This is a genomic window from Paenibacillus sp. FSL R5-0378 (assembly GCF_038009285.1).
Classification (GTDB): domain Bacteria; phylum Bacillota; class Bacilli; order Paenibacillales; family Paenibacillaceae; genus Paenibacillus_AQ; species Paenibacillus_AQ favisporus.
The window spans coordinates 500,919-519,279 of record NZ_JBBPAY010000001.1; the positions used below are offsets into that span (position 1 = coordinate 500,919).

The following is an 18,361-nucleotide window of genomic DNA, read 5'->3' on the forward strand; positions in this document are numbered from 1 at the left end:
TTTGTTGTCCGGCTGCAAGGCCGGCGCAGAAGCCGTTCGATCGGCCGTCTGATTCTGCATAAACATCCACCTTCCTCTTGCGAATTACGCCTTATGAAGCGCTGGCCGCCAGCCGCCGGCCGGCATGGAAAGAGGGAAGGAACGCTGCGCTGTGCCCTGCGCTCCTTCCCTCCGGACCTTCGTTATTTGCCGTTTTTATAATCGTCGATTTTTTTGTTGGCCATTTCCTGGATGTCTTTAAGCGATGCGTCCAACTCGCCGTTCTTGAGCCACAATGCCTCGAACTTGGAAGTAATATCCGTGCTCAATCCTGGGATCCCGGCCTCGAACGGCGTCAGCGAATAACCTACCTCACGGGCATCGAGGAACAGCTGCGCATGCTCCGGCAGATTACCTTCCAGAACGACGTCATCCACGCCTTGAACGGACGGAACGGCATTACCCCCGCCTTGCAGACGGAACTTCTGTCCATCCGAGCTCAGGAATTCGGAGTAGAAGGTATAGGCGGCGTCTTTATGCTTCGATGCGCTGTTCATGACCAGAAATGCCGTCGGAATTCCGGCCGGTTCAATCTTGTTCCCGGTGTTCGTCGGCCAGGTCACGACATCATACTCCAGGCTGGAGTTTTTCTTGAACAGCGGCAGATACCAGCGTCCGGCTCCGACGAATCCGACTTGGTTGGACATAAACATGGCGTCACCGCCCTGCCCCTTCGGCAGCGTACCGGCAAACGTAATATTTTTCTCCTTCACGTTATCGTACAGGAACTGAAAAGCTTCCTTCGACTTTGGATCGTCATAGCCGATGAACTTGCCATTGTCGTCGTAAACTTTGCCGCCGTTGGACGTTACCCAGCTGTAATAGCTGTTCCAGGAGTTATCCAGCACGTATCCGTACTTTTTCGAGTCGCGGATTTTTTCCACCATACCTTTGAACGCGTCCCAGGTCCATTGACCCTTCGCCTGAAGGTCGGCCGGCATCTCCGTAATTCCCGCGTCGTTCAGCACTTTCTTGTTGTACCACAGCACCATCGGATTGCAGTCGACCGGCACGCCGTAGATTTTGCCGTCACGCTTGGCCGCGCCCCACAGCCCTTCGAAGTAGTCGTCCGGTTTGATTTTGCTGTCTGCCGCCGTCATTCTCGGCGTCATTTCCTCAATGCTCTTGTTCTCAATCAGCTTCACGACGAAGCCATCGCCGGCATAAAACACGTCAGGGGCGGTTCCTCCCGTCAGCTGTGTCAAAATTTTCTGGTCGTATTCCCCCGGAATCGGAATCAGCTCCGCCTCAATGTCCGGATGCCTCGAGTTGAAATCCTTCGTAAACTCCTGGAAGCGGGTCAGTTCTCCGGGATTTCCCCAGGTCGCCCATTTAATCTTGACCTTCTCCCCGCTGCCTTTGCCGTCTTCCGCCACCGCTCCCTGGTTATCGCCGCTGCCGCCACCCGATCCGCATGCCTGCAGCACAACCGACGCCAACAATACTACCGCTAGCAAGGACTTTCTGAGCTTCTTCATTTCTTTACTCCCCCATTCAAAAGAGTAGTCATCGGATTAGCACCTTGGTGTGAAAACGCTTACGTGATTATTATAAAACGGCGCCCTTCGCCTTTTGAACGGCACATATTTCCGAAATCGTGTCATGTTTTCCTGTGTTTTGGACACCTCACCTGCGCGGCATGCCCTGGAATTCCGCCGGCGTCAGTCCGACGACCTTTTTGAACTGCTTGCTGAAATGCTTGGTATCATTGAAGCCGGACATCTCCGCGACCTCATATACTTTCAGCGTTGGATTTTGCAGAAGCTCCTTGGCCCGGTTCACCCGCAGTGTAATCAAGTAATCGATGAAATTGTGTCCGGTGACCCGCTTGAACATTTCACTGAAGTAGTTGCGGCTGACGCACACCTTGTCGGCAACCTGCTGCAGAGAGATCGACTCTGTAAAATGCTCCGAAATATACTCGACCGCCTGCTGGACAATCCGTTGGTGCAGCGATTTATCCGGAGGCGGACAATCCGCAGGGAGGGGCAGCGGCATCACGGCAACCGCCGGATCTGCGCTGTTTTTTTCCTTGTACTGCTCCAGAATGCGGTGATCCTCCTTCTCCTTCTGCAGGCTGTGGCGCATTTCATACAGCACCGTTTTCAGCGATTCCGCACTCAGCATCGGCTTTAAAATATAGTCAAAGGCACCCAGCCGGATCCCCTCGCGGACATACTCGAAGTCGCTGTGGCAGCTGAGCAGGAGCACCTTGACCCAAGGACAGATTTCCCTGGTCCTGCGCGCCAGCTCAAGCCCATCCATGACCGGCATGGCAATATCGGTAATCAGAATGTCGATCTCCTTGCTTTCGACCCATTTCATCGCCCGCTGGCCGTTGGAGGCTTCTCCCACCAGCTCGAATCCGTTGACTTCCCATTCAAAAGTAGACCGAATCCCCATTCTTGCGATGGCTTCATCATCAACCAACAGCACTTTGTACATCCTGATCCCCCTTTAAATTTGAAAAAGTAATCGTGACCTCCGTCCCCTGCATGAGCTCGCTGGTCACGCTGACCCCGTATCCGCTGCCGTAATACAGCCGAATCGTTTGGTGTACATGGCGCAGCCCGATGTTGGTCATCCCCCGGTGATGATGGGCACGCTCGTCGGCGAAGATGTGGGCCAGCCGCTCTTCGCTCATACCTACACCGTCGTCGGCGATGCTGACGATGATCTCCTCCCCCTCTTGCCGTGCACGGATCTCAATCGTGCCCGGTTCGTCTTTGGGCGCGATGCCGTGGAAGACCGCGTTCTCCACGATCGGCTGCAGCAGCATGCGCGGAATCGGAATTTGCTTCAGCTCATCGGGACAATCGATAAGCAGGGTGATGGCATTGTCATACCGATACCCTTGAATGACCATGTATTTCTGCAGCAGGTCCAGCTCCTCGCCTAACTGGATAAAGACGCCGCTGCGCCCCATACTGACCTCGAGCAGCTGGACGAGCGAGGTGACGGCCTGGTCGACATCGTTCGTACGGTTCAGCTTGGCCAGCCAGCGGATCGAATTCAGCGTGTTGTACAGAAAATGCGGATTGATCTGGTACCGAAGCGCCCGGATTTCGGCCTTCTTCTTCTCGGATTCCTCCTTGGCAATCCGCTCGATGAGCAGCTCGATCTGTTCGATCATCTTGTTAAAGCTGCGCCCAAGCTGGCCGATTTCGTTGCGTCCGACGCTGCGGCTGCGGATGGTCAGGTCGCCGGCTTCCCCTTTGCGCATCAAGCGGCTCAAGTTGACGAGCGGATTTCCGATTCTGCGTGTAACGTAGTAGCCCATGCCGATCGCCAGCACGATCGAGCAGAGGGTAATTAACACCGTCAGGTTGCGGATGCTGGCCGAATCGGCTGTCATCTCCTCCAGCGGCACGACGCCGACGACGCGCCAGTCGTTGTCGAGCAGCTCGGGAATCATCAGTGTGTTGCGCCGCCCTTCGCGCAGCTGCGTCTTCCGGGCCGGCAGCGGCAGCTTCGACGTTTGGCCGTACTCGTCCGGGTCGGGATGGTAGAAATACTGATTCCGGTCGTTGACGATGTAGACGTATCCCGTATCGCCGAATTGAACGCGGTTCAGCTCATCGATCAGCACGTTCCCCATCACCTCGACAAACATGACGCCGATAATTTCGCCGGTCTCCCAGCTGCGGATAGCCCTGCCGAGACCAAACACCGGGAAGCCCATCCCGGTCTTTTTCAGGTATGAGGTTTCGGAGAGTCCAAACCATACGGTATTGCCGTTCGCCTTCAAAATGGCTTTGTACCAGTCGGAATCCCACTGATTCGGAATCGACATGAGCGAGTCTGCGCTGAGCACCGAGTTTTTGCCTTTGACATCAAAAATATAAATATCGAGAATTTCCGGTGAATTGATCATAATCGAGGTCAGCATATCTTTACCGTCCTTCACCTTGAGCGTCGTTTCATAGGCGTTGTCGCCCTGCCTTTGCTCCAAAATGTTGTGGACGATTTTGCTGTTTAATACCATCATCGAGGAGTCATCCAGTTTCTTAAAAAACATGTTCAGCTTGTCGCTGACCTGCACGATCGTTAGCGCGGCCACCTTGCTGACCTGCTGTTCAACGATCAAGGACGATTTGTGGTAGGACAAAAAACCTCCTATAAGGACAGGAAGAGTCATCCCGAAGAAAAAGAAGAGGAAGAGCTGCACGACAATCGAGTGTAGCGGGGGAAAGCGCGTGAGGAGCCAGGATCTCATATGCGAATCACCCTCTTTTTCCAAGTGTGAATTTCGTAATGTTATTGTATATACGAATGATTGCGCTTTCAAAGACATGTTGCATAAATTCCGAACAAAGCACGAAAGATCAGAAGAAAAGCCCTACCGGCGTAAACTCATGATAGCTGAACCGCGTTATACGGCATCCGCAGACCAGGCAGCTGCCCAGTCCGGGGATGCGCGGAAGCGCCTTTATCCGCATTCGGCTGCCTTTCTACAACCTCAGCTCGGCTAACGTTTCATACCAGCGGGTGAGCACGGCTTCGGGCTCCTTAAAGTCGACCTGGATGCCGGACCTAATATCTGCATACGCGGCCACGTCCGCTCGTACGGATAGGATATCCGCCTCAAAACGCTCCCGTGGATGCTTGGCTGCGGGAAGCACCGGCAGAAGTCTCAGCGCAAGCTTTACGTAATAGGCCTTACCGGAGTAGACCAGAACGAGCGTCGCTTTTCCCGTACGAATCATGTTTCGGGTCGTCGCGGTTCCGTTCCACATGGCCAGCCGGACCTGCCCCCGGTCCAGGGCGACGATCTCGCCTACACTGATCATGGCCGTATGCGGCCAGCCCTCCTCCGTTACGGTCATCAGGATCATCGCCTCATGCTGCTTCGTGATCAGCTCCCTGCCGTCCAGCAGCTCGTACAGCTCGTCCGGAAGTTCCGCCGTCTCCATGTATTTCATTGACTGACACCTCCTTTCTTCCCTGTAGTTCTCCTATTGTACTCTATGAAACAAACGATGGCTGTATAAAAAGAAACAACGTAAGCTCAGACGATCCTCCACCGTTATCGCCCCGCTTTCCTGTACAAAACAAAAAGCAGCCCGGCCAAACGAATTTGACCAAGCTGCTCTAATTTACGGCGAAATCCTTAGGGTAAGTACCCCAGCTCCACTTCCTGCAGAACGCTTCTTGCGCGCTGCACCCACTCGTCCTCCAGATGTGCGTCAGGATCGAGCGGTGCCTGAAACTGGTCGAATAAGGCGCCGAGCAGATGGGGCATGGCATGCTTGTCAGTTCCCGTGTTGTATACGTACTTGAATACGAAAGGTCGTCCCAGCTTAACGGTCGCCCGGCAGCCGCCGCATTCGCCGTCCAGGTTGCCTTTGGTTACATGAAAAGGGATCCGCAGCCACACCATTCTTTCCTGGTCAAGGCGCTTATCCAGATAGCCGTGCTTGTAATCCCAGTTGCCGGCCAGCGAAAAATCATGCTTGCATAGGTAGCTGTCAATATTGACGAATTCGTCTTCCACGTTTTCGAGTCTGGACTCCAAATTGATCATTCCTGCATCCTCCCTGTCGGTTTACCTTCAGGATGAGCAGGAATATCTTTCTTTATACTTCAGCGGCCGCCGCCCGGCGGGATTGGACTGATTAGCGCGGCTTAACCGATTCTGCCTTGACCAAAGTCACATAAATCCGCTCATTTTCGACCGGCTTGCCTTCAATGATTTTGATCAGCTGCTCGGATGCGAGCGAACCCCACTTTTTCTTGGAATAATCGATCGTCGCAAGCCTTGGGCGGATATACTCGGACAGCTCGATATTATCGAAACCGATGATGTGAATGTCCTTGCCCATCTCCAAATCCGTTTCGGATATATAGTCATACATGCCGATCGCCATTTCGTCATTCAGGCAAAAGACCGCCACCGGACCCGCGAATTCCGCGGCAATCTGTTTGCCGGCCCGCTCGCCGCCCATGCGGTTAAAGTCACCGGGAATTTCAATGCATTCCACGTCGCTGTTTCGTTCGACCGTTTGTCTGACCGCAGCCATACGCTGCTTCGAGTCGTAAGAGCCCTCGGGACCGGTAACCACGTAAATTTTCCGGTGTCCCAGGTCGATCAGATACTCCATCGCCAGGCTGGCCCCGGCTTTATTATCAAGAAGAACGTGATTGATATTCGGATGCTTCAGCTCCCGGTCCAGTACCACCAGCCGATGCCCGAGCTCGGCAAAGTTCAGCAGCTGCTCGTCCGAGAACGTGTGGTCGAGGATCAGCGCCCCGTCAAACAGCTTCTCGGCCAGCAGCCGGTGCGACTGGGGGCCGCTGCATACGACCAGATCGTATCCTTTTTGGATCAGCGTGCCCTTCATTCCCTGAAGCAGATCTCCGTAGAAACCGCCGCTAAAGTCCGGCAGAAAGGCCCCGATAATTTTCGACTCCTTTTTCTTCAGGCTTCGTGCCGCCGCATTGGGTACATAATTCAGTTCTTTGGCGATGGCCAAAATCCGGGCGCAGGTCTCATCCGTCACCTTCGGGCTTCCGTTCAGCGCGTAGGATACCGTTGATATGGATACGCCGGCTTTTTTGGCGATATCTTTAATGCTGGCCACGGCTTCTCACTCCAATCGTTTGGCTTATCATTTTATTTTATCATTCTGTTTGAATCGTTTCGACACCGGTGCCCCGTTCCCCTGCACAACAGCGCTTTCATGCAGGCTGAAATTCATTTCTACCAAAGGCGCTGATCTGTTCTTGAAAAAGAAAAGGACCGCCCGGGCAGCAGATTTGCTGTCCCGGGCCGGTCCCTCATTTATACTGCTTTGGAAAGGGGCAGGATGCCGATCGTGGGCAGTCCTCGCCGCATGGACGGCAGCAGGTCCCTCTTTTGAGATGGATCCCCGAGCGTCATTTTCAAATTACTTCTTGGCGTTGTACTCGACCGTAACCTCAAGGCTTGCCTTGTTCCCTGCCAGGTCGGATGCTTCCAGCACAATCCGGTTTTTCCCGCTGGCCAAGGTCAGCTTATGATTGAACTTGCCGTTCACGACTTTTATGGTAAAAGGCTTTTCGCCATTTAAGGAAACGCTGATCGCGGAATCCTGTAGAGCCTCGTTAACGCGGCCGGAGAGCACATAGTTCCGGTTGTTTTGCGGTTTGCCTTTGTCGTCTACCGTGATGACCGGTGTCGCCGTATCCGGGCTGCCGGCGATATCTCCAAGAACAATGCCAAGGCCGTTGGTCGCCAAATATACGCGGCCGTAAACCCTTGGATCCCCGGTGATCGCCGCGTTGGCCGAACCGAACTGGTGCTGGTCGTCATTGATGCGTGTCCACGTCTTGCCCGCGTCATCGGAGCGGTAAATGCCGTCCACATTGTTGATGGTGGCATGGGCATACAGCGCCATGTATTTCTGGCCGGGAGCGGCTTTGCCGGAACCGATGGCCGCCGCTTCCTGGATCTGTCCCAGCTTCGTAAACGTCCGTCCCGAATCCGTGGAATGCCATAATCCAAAAAGGCTGTCCTGGTTCTTGTTATCCGCGGCAGCGGCCACCCAGATGTCTCCTTCCACGCCAGGTACGGCTTTGAAGTTGCTTGTCAGGTTGGTCGGCAGGCCCGCGGCTGCCTTGGTGAAGGAGACGCCTCCGTCCTGGCTGACATAGAACGTGCCGTCTGCAATCGCGTAAAACTTATTCGGATTCACCCGGTCCGAGGCTACTCTCGCGCCGCTTGGAACCCCGGACGAGGCCGTCCATGTGGCGCCCAGGTCGCGCGAATAGCTCACCGGCTTCGGAGCGGCCGAGTTGGATGGGCTCCAGACGATGGAAGAGCCGTCTGCACCGACTGCGACATAGCCGCCCTGCGTAGCATCGTCGGATGCCGATGTCCAGGCGTTGGCCGCCGGCTTCCACGTCTTGCCGTTATCCGTCGACACGCCCATTCTCGGGTTCGCCCCGTCGCTGTTGCCGACGCGGACGACGATGTCCGGGTTCAGTTCGGCATAGTCGATGTCCGTGCTTGTCCCGATATACGGATTCGTAATCATGGACGGCGCCTTGGTCAAATCCTCGTGGCGGAAGCCGCCGATATCCCCCATGGCGCTCAGCAGATGGGCACCGCTCGGCGGGCTGATCAAGCCGAGAATCGCCGTCTCTTCGATCCCGTCGGCCATGACGGAGATATTGACGTTTTCTCCTTTGTCCAAGGCAGTCACGTTCTCCGACCCGTACAGCGTCGCACCTGTACCGTACATGATCCGATCCGGATTAAACGGATCGATCTCCAAGTCGCCGATCATCCAGCCGAGCTTCGGATTCTGTTCAGGCAGATTCTTTTTTTCGCCCCAATCCAGCCACGGAGACAGGGAGTAGTCAATAGTATAATTGTTCGTCCTTACCGGGTCTTTGGCATAATCCAGCGTCCAGAACGGCTTCCACGTCTTGCCGCCGTCCGTACTCCGGTAGATGAATTCATCCGGCCACCATTTGTTCATCGTGGCGACCATGATCGTATCCGGGTGCTGCGCATCGACGGCAAGGCCGCCGTACGGACTATCCGTAGAACCCGCACCGGTCGGGCTGATATCGGTCCACTGTCCGGTTAACGTATCGTATTTCCACACCGAGCCTTCACCGCCGTTATACGGACCCACTTCCTTGGTGTAGGTCACGTAGAGGCTCCCGTTCTTCGAAAGCACGCCATGGTGCGGGAGGAATCCTTGGTCAGGCTGTCCCGGCACCGGCTCCCAGGTTTGACCGCCGTCGGTGCTCCGATAGATGCTGTGCTCGGTATCGGCGACTCCCACGTAAATGGTCTGGGTGGTTTTCCCTTGGCTCCCCGTCGACGGATCAAACGTTACCCACACGACGCCGACGAGATCATTGGTTGAGTCCTTCACGTTGCCGGCGGCGCTGAAGCTGTCGACTTTGCTCCAGGTGACTCCATAATCAGTGCTGCGCCACAACCCGTTACCGCTGCGGGTACCCATGTAAAGAATGCGGTTATTGTTCGGATCGATCGCCAACCGCTCGCCCATCGACCTTCCCGGCATATTTCCCCCGAGTTTAAAAGGAAGCTCCGTGCGCTGCCACGTCTCCCCTTTATCCGTAGAGCGCAGCAGCACGCCGTTCATGTCGGTCCAGTCGTTAGTGTAGGTTCCGGCCGCTACGTACAAACGGTTTGTTTCCACCGGATCCGTCGCCAGGGTGTCCACGCCAAGCATGTTCCATTCTTTTGCACTGACAAAATCCAGCAGCTGCTTCCAGGTCTTCGTGGCCGGGTCCCAGCGGTAGGCACCTCCGATATCCGTCCGTGCGTAGATCAGATCCTTCTCACTCGGGTTGTAAACAATCCCCGGAACAAAACCTCCGCCGACAACCTTGACCCGGTCCCAGCTGTACGTTTGGACAGGTGCCTTGGGTCCTTTACCATGGTACGCCTTGTCAGCGGACACCGGGCCCCCCGCACCGGCCAGCGGCAGCGCGATGGAAGCGGCGAGAACCAAGCTTAACGTCTTCTTGAACATCATTGCCCTCCTCAATCATAAAATGGTCTGGTTTTTCGAAAGCGTTTTCGGAAAAATCGATGATGACTGACATGCGGATTGCTGCAGCTGCAGCACTTCATGTAAGCGGTTACCAGTGATGGGTAAATTTATTGTACGGGCAAAGAATCCCGTAAGAATACCCTAATAATTGGATGATTTTTCATGTGGAAATTAGACATATGCAATCAAAACAGCCCCTGGAATCCATAATCCAGGAGCTGCGTTTTGCGGGCCGATGATCGGCAGGTTTACGTGAAACCCTTCTTAGCCCTTTGTTTTGCTGGAGACGGCTGTTTTGGCTTCCGCCTTCTTCAGCAGTTTATAGTCACCAGATTTACCCGGCGTTCCCTGCGGCGAGTCCTTTAGCACTTGATAAATGCTGCCCTGATCGCTCACCAGCTGGTTTTTGGTGTATTTCTTCGCATCCTCCTCGTTGTTAAAAGCCGTCACAAACATAAAACCTGTTTCGGAGGAAAGCACGCTTTTGGAAGCCTGGTCCCCTTTCAACACGGACAGGACGTATACCAGGTAGCTGGCATTCTTATCAAGCTCCTGACCGTAAATATCTTTGTCGCCCGCCTGGAAAGCCGTCTCGTAAGAACCCTTGTTGGCCTTATCGACCTTCTTAAAGCTGTCCGGTTCCTCCTTGGCGGACTTCGCCGTCATGAACGTGGTCGATCCAACCGGCACGGCAAACACCTTGTAATAATCGATGCTGCTTTCGTCCGCAGCCTTCGCAAAGGTAACTTTGACCTCTTCATCCTTTAGCTCCGAGGCGGTGACGCGAGTCACCAGGGTCGGGTTGGACTGCAGTGTGATTTCATTGGAAGGTTTCGACAGGACGCTTCCTTTACCGGACGTGGTCATCATAGACAAGACCAGCACCTTATAAGATTTTCCGTTCTCAATCAGTTTATCGTCGATGTCTCTGGCATCCGGACTGAGCGTTTGTTTAAAGTTCTCTCCCTTCCGTGCCTCCGTATAATTCCGGATCTCTGCTGCTGCTTCCGCCTTAAGTCCGTCTGCTTTATCGGCAGGCACGACCAAGACACGGTATCCGTAAACATTGCTCTCATCCGCCGCTTTGGTAAAGGCAACCTCCAGGTCACTGCCGTTGTTTCTATCTCCTACGTCCGACACGCTGACATCCGTTACGGGACTTGCAGACTTCGTGGACAGTGTGATCGGCGCAGATGGTTCAGACAGCGCATTGGTACCGTTCGCTCCTACAGACAGAACGAACACCTTATAGCTGAGGCCATTTTTGATGGCATTATTATCGACGTCGCGGGCCCCTACATTCAGCGCGCCGATTAAGTCCGATCCCGTTTTATCCACTGCGGTATAACGTGAGCTAGGCACGCTTTCAGCATCGGAAAGGCCGAAGAAACGAGCCGAATCCGCCTCGACGACGAGAATCCGGTAACCTTTAATGTTGCTTTCGTCCTTGGCACGATTGAAAGTCACTTGCAGATCGCGTCCATCGCCGTTATCGCCGATATCCGCCGCCTTCACATTCGTTGCCGGGTCGACCTTCACGTTGCCCGACAGTGTGATGGATGGCGAATACGAGGAGAGAGCATTCGTTCCGGCGTAGCTGCCCGTTCCTACCGATAGAATAAATACTCGATAGGAGATGCCGTTCCGGATGGCGTCCCCATCCACATCCCGCGCTCCCGAAGCGAGGGCCTTGCTGATGTTGGCACCATTCGGCGTGACTGCTGTGTAGTTCGAGCTGCGCACCGCGCTGGCGTCATTCAGATCAAAACGTCCGGCATCTCCATTTTTCACGACGAGAATGCGGTACTGGCTGATATATCTTTCGTCGTCGGCACGCTTAAAGTTCACGAGAAGGTCCCGGCCGTCGCCGTAGTCTGAAACGTCAGATACGCTCACGTTGCTTGCCGGTCCTACGTAGCCGTTGGTGCCCAGCGTAATCGCCGGGGAATAGGAAGACAGCGCGTTGCTGCCGGAGTAGCCGCCGGAACCGATCGACAGAACGAACACCCGGTAGCTGGTGCCATTGCGGATATAGTCGCCGTCCACGTCCCTTGCTCCGGAAGACAGCACCTTCGTAATGTTATATCCGGTTTTGTCTACCGTCGTGTAGTTCGAGCTGGACACCGAGTTCGCCCAGGACAGATTGAAGCTTCCTGCCTGGTTCGACTTCACGACCATGATCCGGTAGCCGGAAATGCGGCTCTCGTCGGATGCCCGGTTAAAGGTAACCCGCAGATCGCGGCCATCGCCGTAATCGCTAATGTCGCTGACATTCACATTGCTTGCCGCATCGACATTACCATTGCCGTAGAGCACGATGGAAGAAGACGCCGAGGACAGCGCATTGCTGCCGGAATAGCTTCCCGTTCCCACGGCCATGACGAACACGCGGTATACAACGCCGTTCGCGATCAACGATCCGTCGACGTCACGCGCTCCGGAAGACAGCACCTGGCTGATGTTATAACCGGTTTTGCCCACCTGCGTGTAATAAGCGCTCGGAACATTGTTCGCTGCCGAGAGGCTAAAGCTGCCTGCCTTGCTGTCCTTCACGACAAAGATCCGGTAAGAACCGATACGGGACTCGTCGGATACCCTATTGAAGTTCACGCGCAGATCCCGGCCGTCGCCATAATTGCTGATGTCATCCACGCGGGTAATGACCGGTGCAGATACCGCATTGGCAGCCAGCGTAATGGACGATGAAGCGGCGGACAGCTGCGACGTGTAACTGCCGGTATTGCTGACGGACATCACAAACACCGTGTAAGGAACCCCGTTCCGGATCAGCTCGCCGGAGGTATCCCTTGCCGAAGAAGAAAGATTGCCGGACAAGGTCGTTCCAGCCTTGTTCACCACTGTGAAGTTTGAGGACGACACCTTGTTGGCAGCGGTCAGGTCAAAGCTGTTCTTATCCTTGGTTTTGACCACATAGATGCGGTAATTCGTAATATTGTTCTCGGTTTGGGCCTTGGTAAAGCTGACGGACAGGTCTCGGCCGTCCCCGTAGTCACTCGCATCGGATACTTTGAGGTTCGAAACCGCTCCAACGGATGGAAGGGTCGGGGCCTGAGACAGCGTGATTGTCTGGGATACGCCGGACAGGGCGCTGTTCCCGCGTTTGCCCACGGTCAGAACAAACGCCGCGTAGGACTGCCCCGACCGGAGCAAATCGCCGTTCACGTCGCGGGTCTGGGACGACAAGGTAATCGACACGTCATCCCCGTCCGGGCGGATCGAGGTGTAGCTGCTGGTCGAAAGCGCCTGAGCAAGATTGAAATTGTACGCATTGCCCGATTTGACCATCAGCACCCGGTATTCGCTTACGCCGGACTCCGGCGAAACTTTCGGGAAGCTGACTTCCACATCGCGTCCGTCGCCGTTTTTGGAAATGGTCCGGGCCGAAACATAGTCCACGGCATTAACCGGTCCGCCGGATGTCGTGATCGTTACCGTCTTGTTAGAAGCATTCCAGTCTACCTTTTCACCCAGCGCCTCGCTGACGAACCGGACAGGCACCATCGTGCTGCCCTTGTAGATCTGGCCGGGTACATCCAGGGACAATGTCCGGTTGTTGACGATCGCAGACTTAGAGCCGATCTTCAGCACGATCGTCGTTTGATCCCGTTTCGCGGTGACGGTTTTCGTCTTCGCGTTCCAGTCGATCGTGGCGTCGAGCGCCTCAAAAATGGCTCGCATCGGGAGCATGGCCCTGCCTTTCACCATAATGGGAGCCTGAGGGGAGTACAGCTTCTGGCCGTCAATATAAATCGAGATTTGACTGGCTGCGGCCGCTGCCTGCCCCTGATTGGCGCCGAGGGCGACCGAGAAGATCATCACGGCGGCCATAAGCGTTAACCACATTTTTTTCACAAACGCGCCTCCTTTTGCTTTTCCTGATATGGAAATTATTGACTGTGTAATATCTGACGGAGGAAGACAGCAAAAAGTTATCTGCTCCGAAAAAATATTTTTTCAATGGGATCTCCGGACCCTTATTCGATATCCCCCGTTTCCCGACCAGAACCTGTGCGCCCTGAATCCCGCAGCGGTTTACGTGTATAATGATACTGAGTTAACGATTATAGGAACACGAGTACTGCTTTCATAAGGAGAATTCGGATATGTATAAAATATTGATCGTCGAGGACGATCCCAAGATCGCCGGTCTGCTTCAGTCCCATATCCAAAAATACGGAGACGAGGCCATCGTCATTCACGATTTCGACCGTGTGCTGGATGAGTTTACGGCGGCCGCCCCCCATATCGTGCTGCTGGATGTCAACCTGCCGAGCTTCGACGGCTACTACTGGTGCCGGCAGATCCGACAGGTGTCGACCTGCCCGATCGTTTTTATTTCGGCCCGCAACGAAAAGATGGATCAGGTCATGGCCCTGGAGAACGGCGGCGACGATTATATCACCAAGCCGTTTCACTACGAAATTGTGATGGCCAAAATTCGCAGCCAGCTCCGGCGCGTCTATGGGGATTATGCCGCCGGCGGTGAGCGGACGGTCGAACAAGCCGGGCTTGTCCTGTATCCCGAACGGATGGAGCTGAAGCTGGGGGACAAGCGGATCTCCCTGACCCGGAAGGAAACGATTCTGATTGAAACCCTGCTGGAACGCAGTCCGCGGCTGGTCTCCCGGGAAACGATCCTCGAGAAGCTGTGGGACGACACGTTCGTGGACGACAACACCTTGAGCGTGAATATTACCCGTGTCCGCAAAAGGCTGGCGGAGCTGGGCATCGGGGAGGCGCTGGAAACGGTGCGCGGCTCGGGCTACCGTCTCAATATGGCATGGAAGGATGAGGCATGACGTTGAAGCTCTTCATTCGCGATCATATTCCGCTGCTGATCTTCACGATGCTGGAACTGCTGGCCGTTGTGGCTGTGTTCTGGTTTGACGGATACGACCATCCGCTCACGGCGCTCTATGGCATTTTTCTCGGCCTGTTTATTTTTGCCGGATATCTCATCTTTCGTTTCTTCAGCCAGCGGCTGCTGTACATGCGCTTATCCCGTCCATTCGAAGCCTTAAACGAGTCGATCGCCGCAGGCGGTACCGCACCAGTGTCCCAAGCCTTCAACCATCTGCTGGAGACGCAGTACCGGCATTACCAGAACCTGCTTCAGACCTGGGAACGCAAGCAGCAGGAGCACCTGACCTTCATGAACCAGTGGGTGCATCAGATGAAGACGCCGGTATCCGTCATCGAGATGATTACGCAGGGTGAAGACGATGAGCGTCTGCTCAGCATATCGGAGGAAACCGACCGCATCCGGCGCGGCCTGGAGATGGTGCTGTACGTGTCCCGTCTCGAAACCTTCGAGCAGGACTTCAGCGTGGAGCCCGTAGGGCTCAGGCAGGCCGTAAACGAAACGGTGCATGAGCTCAAGCGGTATTTTATCCGCAATCATGTGTATCCGGAAGTTCAGGTGGACGACGGGGTTATGGTGCAAACCGATGCCAAATGGATGCGGTTCATGCTCGAGCAGCTGCTGTCCAACGCCATCAAATATGCCGCCGGCACCGGCAGCAAAATTACGGTTTCCGCCAGGACTGAAGACGACCGTTCCTTGACCCTGGAAATCCGGGACCGGGGCGTCGGCATTCCGAAGGCGGACCTCGGGCGGGTCTTCCGTCCCTTCTACACGGGCGAGAACGGCCGCAGGTTCAAGGAATCTACGGGTATGGGGCTGTATCTCGTAAAAGAGGTCGTGGACAAGCTGGGCCACGGCATTCGCATCGAATCGGCGCCCGGGGAAGGGACGGCGGTCCGTCTCCATTTTGAGCGCTCGCAGGTACAGGTGCGGAATCGCTGATTCCGGCGCCTTTTTGCCGCGCGTCCGGACAAGACAAGCCTGCAGGCGGTGACGCAAGCTTACATCCGTGTAAGATTGCTGAAAGGTCCATCCATAGGAGATTTGGGCTCCATCGCTTACACTGGACCTAGATGAACCCCGCAAAGCATCCCTTTACATCGATGCGCCATCACTGATCTTGCGGGGACCCTAAAATTGAACGGACCGCCGGTTCCGCCGCTCTCCCGCGCGCGAGCAGGTGTCCGGGTTGAAGAGAAGGAGTGCTTCGGATGACGGACATTTTATCCGCCAAAAATATAGGCAAAATTTATAAAGGCATGGTTTCCTACGAGGCTCTGTCCAATATCGATTTAACGATTCAGGAAGGCGAGTTTGTCGGCATTATGGGGCCGTCCGGGAGCGGAAAAACGACCCTGCTGAACATCGTGTCGACCATCGACCGCCCGACCTCGGGCGAAATCCGCATCGGCGGAGAGGATCCGTACCGCCTGTCCCAGGATCAGCTGGCACTGTTCCGCCGCCGGGAGCTGGGCTTCGTCTTTCAGTCGTTCAATCTGCTTCATACGCTGACGGTGAAGGAGAACATTATACTGCCGTTAACGCTGGATGGCGTCGGCGTGCAGGAAATGAACGAACGGGTCGCCGCTCTAGCTGAGAAACTTGGCATTACCCCGATCCTGGATAAGCGAACCTACGAGATATCCGGAGGGCAGGCGCAGCGAACCGCGATCGCGCGGGCGCTAATCCACCGGCCCAAGCTGCTGCTGGCCGACGAGCCGACAGGCAACTTGGACTCCAAGGCAGCGCGCGACGTGATGGAAATTCTCGAGAAGCGCAATCAGGAGGACGGGGCCACGATGCTGCTCGTCACCCACGATCCGGTGGCGGCGAGCTACTGTCACCGCGTTATTTTTATCAAAGACGGCCAGCTGTACAACGAAATCCATGACGGGGATAACCGCGCGGCGTTCTACCAAAAGATCATCAACGTGCTGTCGCTGCTGGGAGGGAACGGACATGAATTTTCGCCAGTTCGCCTTTAATAACGTCTTCCGGAACAAGCGCGCGTACGTCGCCCATTTTCTGAGCAGCGCCTTTTCGGTCATGATTTTCTTCATCTATGCCCTGCTGCTCTTTCATCCCGATCTGAAGGGAAACATCGTGTCCTCCAGCGGAACGCTGAGCATGCTCGGCACGATGGGGCTGCGGGTATCCCAATGTATCGTGTTCATTTTCTCGTTCTTTTTCCTGCTGTATTCAGCATCTTCGTTTATCAAGCTGCGCAAAAAGGAATTCGGCATTCTGCTCCTGCTCGGCATGTCCCGCAAACAGCTGAATCGGATGCTTTTTATTGAAAATATCGCCATCGGTGTTGCAGCCATTATCGCCGGGATCATCGTCGGGGCCGTGTTCTCGAAGCTGATCCTGCTCATCTCCGCCTCGATGCTGGCGATCGTCGACGGGCTGCCCTTTTACCTGCCGGGAAAAGCGATCCTGCTGACGGCCGGGGCGTACCTGCTTCTTTTCCTGCTGGTCGCTTCCTTCACGTCGGTGATGACCCGGAAGGGCACGCTCATCGAGCTGATCAAAGCGGAGGATAAGCCCAAGCCTGAGCCGAAAGCATCGGTCCTGCTGTCCGTTCTGTCGGCGCTGCTGATCATACTCGGCTACGCCTGCGTGTTCCTGTTCGTGCTGCGCCGGATGTTCTCATTCCTGCTGCTGCTCGGCGGCGTGGCGCTGGTCATCGTCGGCACGTACTTCCTGTTCACCCAGCTCAGCGTGTACGTGATGAGAGCGATGAAGAAGCGGCCCCGCATCTTCCTCAAGCGGACAAACCTGCTGACGATTTCCGAGCTGATTTACCGGTTGCGGGACAACGCCGTGATGTTCTTCATGGTTGCGGTCATTTCCGCTACCGCTTTTACCGGGATCGGCACCGCGCTGGCCATTGGCGACCCCGGGCTCGCTTCGATGAAGAACCCGTATGCGTTCACGTATGATTCATATAATGATTCGGACCATAAAAATTCGTTTGAGCAGAAGCATGTCCGCCTGATTGAAGATACGCTGCGGAGGGAGGGTTTTGACTACCGCAAAGTATCTTATATCCCGACTTATTCGGATAACGGGTTCATGCTGATCAAGCTGGACGATTACAACCGACTGGCGCAGGCCCTCGGTTACGAGCAGGAGACGCTTCGTGAAGGGGAAGCGTTCGCCACGCCCTCGACGGTCACGCAAACCAGCGAGTTCAAGCTGGACGGATTAACCCAGGACCGCCTGACCCTGACGAAGGAAGGCTCGGAAATGACCCTGCATCTGCTCAAAGCGCTGCCTCATATCGTCGTACCCAATACCACCAACGTGTATGTCGTGTCCGACGCAGACTATGCGAAGATGAACGCCGGCAATCTGCTCAAGATCGTCTCTGTGCAGTTTGTCGTTCCGGACTGGCACCACACGCTGCGCATCGCGCAGGAGCTCCGCGACACCATTAATAATGACGTCGATGAGTCGGGAAATATGAATTACAACTTCCAGGCGCTCGTCATTGACTGGGTCGAGTCCCGGCAGTTAAACGGCCTGCTGCTGATCGTCAGCGGGCTCGTCGGGATCGTGTTCTTCACCTTTGCTGCGAGCTTCATCTACTTCCGGCTCTATGCCGACCTGGCCCGGGACGAAGAGCAGTACCGGATGATCTCTAAGGTGGGATTAAGCCGGAGGGAATTGGGGCGAACCGTCTCGAGGCAGCTGCTGCTGATGTTCTTCCTGCCAATGCTGGTGGCGGTTATCCACAGCAGCGTCGCCTTTCTGGCCCTGCAGCAGCTGGTCGACTTCTCCGTCGCTTCGCATACGCTGGCCATCTTCGCCACGTTCCTGGCGATCCAGGTCGTTTATTATTGGATCACGCGCTGGCGCTATTTAAATCATTTACATCAGAAAATGATCTGAAGCGGGGTCAAATCCCTGGGAAGCAAGC

The 18,361-nt window shown here is 55.2% G+C and carries 12 protein-coding genes; 4 read left to right on the forward strand and 8 right to left on the reverse strand.

The window, feature by feature from the left end:
• Positions 1 to 182: 182 nt before the first annotated feature.
• From MKY74_RS02190 to MKY74_RS02225, 8 genes are all read right to left on the reverse strand, one after another.
• Complete coding sequence (locus MKY74_RS02190; RefSeq protein ID WP_076173021.1) at positions 183 to 1,517, reverse strand: ABC transporter substrate-binding protein; 1,335 nt, start codon at positions 1,515 to 1,517, stop codon at positions 183 to 185.
• Positions 1,518 to 1,665: 148 nt separating this feature from the next.
• On the reverse strand, positions 1,666 to 2,484 hold the full coding sequence (locus MKY74_RS02195) for a response regulator transcription factor (protein ID WP_076173022.1): 819 nt from the start codon (positions 2,482 to 2,484) through the stop codon (positions 1,666 to 1,668).
• Entirely contained in the window at positions 2,462 to 4,147 is a 1,686-nt protein-coding gene (locus tag MKY74_RS02200) for a sensor histidine kinase (RefSeq protein WP_306433696.1), read from the reverse strand. Before MKY74_RS02200 ends, MKY74_RS02195 begins: the two co-directional genes overlap by 23 nt.
• A 343-nt stretch (positions 4,148 to 4,490) precedes the next feature.
• Positions 4,491 to 4,952 carry a hypothetical protein gene (locus tag MKY74_RS02205; RefSeq protein WP_076173204.1) on the reverse strand — a complete coding sequence of 154 codons (462 nt, stop codon included), beginning with the start codon at positions 4,950 to 4,952 and terminating at the stop codon, positions 4,491 to 4,493.
• 197 nt (positions 4,953 to 5,149) lie between these two features.
• Entirely contained in the window at positions 5,150 to 5,563 is a 414-nt protein-coding gene (locus tag MKY74_RS02210) for a YugN-like family protein (RefSeq protein ID WP_076173024.1), read from the reverse strand.
• A gap of 91 nt (positions 5,564 to 5,654) precedes the next feature.
• Positions 5,655 to 6,620 (reverse strand): LacI family DNA-binding transcriptional regulator, encoded by a 966-nt coding sequence (locus tag MKY74_RS02215; RefSeq protein ID WP_076173025.1) that lies wholly within the window; start codon positions 6,618 to 6,620, stop codon positions 5,655 to 5,657.
• A gap of 306 nt (positions 6,621 to 6,926) precedes the next feature.
• On the reverse strand, positions 6,927 to 9,533 hold the full coding sequence (locus tag MKY74_RS02220; protein ID WP_076173026.1) for an exo-alpha-sialidase: 2,607 nt from the start codon (positions 9,531 to 9,533) through the stop codon (positions 6,927 to 6,929).
• A 285-nt stretch (positions 9,534 to 9,818) separates the two neighbouring features.
• Entirely contained in the window at positions 9,819 to 13,418 is a 3,600-nt protein-coding gene (locus MKY74_RS02225) for a copper amine oxidase N-terminal domain-containing protein (protein WP_244169346.1), read from the reverse strand.
• A 260-nt stretch (positions 13,419 to 13,678) separates the two neighbouring features.
• Here MKY74_RS02225 and MKY74_RS02230 point away from each other — a divergent pair, with 260 nt between their 5' ends.
• The 4 genes from MKY74_RS02230 (at position 13,679) to MKY74_RS02245 (ending at position 18,333) form a co-directional block, all read left to right on the forward strand.
• Entirely contained in the window at positions 13,679 to 14,374 is a 696-nt protein-coding gene (locus MKY74_RS02230; RefSeq protein ID WP_076173028.1) for a response regulator transcription factor, read from the forward strand.
• Positions 14,375 to 14,376: 2 nt separating this feature from the next.
• Positions 14,377 to 15,381: a sensor histidine kinase gene (locus MKY74_RS02235; protein ID WP_179232164.1), complete on the forward strand. Its 1,005-nt coding sequence runs from the start codon at positions 14,377 to 14,379 to the stop codon at positions 15,379 to 15,381.
• A gap of 269 nt (positions 15,382 to 15,650) precedes the next feature.
• A complete protein-coding gene (locus MKY74_RS02240) occupies positions 15,651 to 16,424 on the forward strand; it encodes an ABC transporter ATP-binding protein (protein ID WP_076173030.1) in 774 nt (257 codons plus the stop codon).
• Positions 16,399 to 18,333 (forward strand): ABC transporter permease, encoded by a 1,935-nt coding sequence (locus tag MKY74_RS02245; protein ID WP_076173031.1) that lies wholly within the window; start codon positions 16,399 to 16,401, stop codon positions 18,331 to 18,333. The genes MKY74_RS02240 and MKY74_RS02245 overlap by 26 nt, the downstream gene beginning before the upstream one ends.
• Positions 18,334 to 18,361 lie beyond the last annotated feature (28 nt).

Excerpts from the sequence above, each read along its gene's own strand:
- MKY74_RS02190 (WP_076173021.1), bottom strand. The coding sequence starts at position 1,517 with ATGAAGAAGCTCAGAAAGTCCTTGCTAGCGGTAGTATTGTTGGCGTCG.
- MKY74_RS02195 (WP_076173022.1), bottom strand. The coding sequence starts at position 2,484 with ATGTACAAAGTGCTGTTGGTTGATGATGAAGCCATCGCAAGAATGGGG.
- MKY74_RS02205 (WP_076173204.1), bottom strand. The coding sequence starts at position 4,952 with ATGGAGACGGCGGAACTTCCGGACGAGCTGTACGAGCTGCTGGACGGC.
- MKY74_RS02210 (WP_076173024.1), bottom strand. The coding sequence starts at position 5,563 with ATGATCAATTTGGAGTCCAGACTCGAAAACGTGGAAGACGAATTCGTC.
- MKY74_RS02220 (WP_076173026.1), bottom strand. The coding sequence starts at position 9,533 with ATGTTCAAGAAGACGTTAAGCTTGGTTCTCGCCGCTTCCATCGCGCTG.
- MKY74_RS02225 (WP_244169346.1), bottom strand. The coding sequence starts at position 13,418 with ATGTGGTTAACGCTTATGGCCGCCGTGATGATCTTCTCGGTCGCCCTC.
- MKY74_RS02230 (WP_076173028.1), top strand. The coding sequence starts at position 13,679 with ATGTATAAAATATTGATCGTCGAGGACGATCCCAAGATCGCCGGTCTG.
- MKY74_RS02240 (WP_076173030.1), top strand. The coding sequence starts at position 15,651 with ATGACGGACATTTTATCCGCCAAAAATATAGGCAAAATTTATAAAGGC.
- MKY74_RS02245 (WP_076173031.1), top strand. The coding sequence starts at position 16,399 with ATGAATTTTCGCCAGTTCGCCTTTAATAACGTCTTCCGGAACAAGCGC.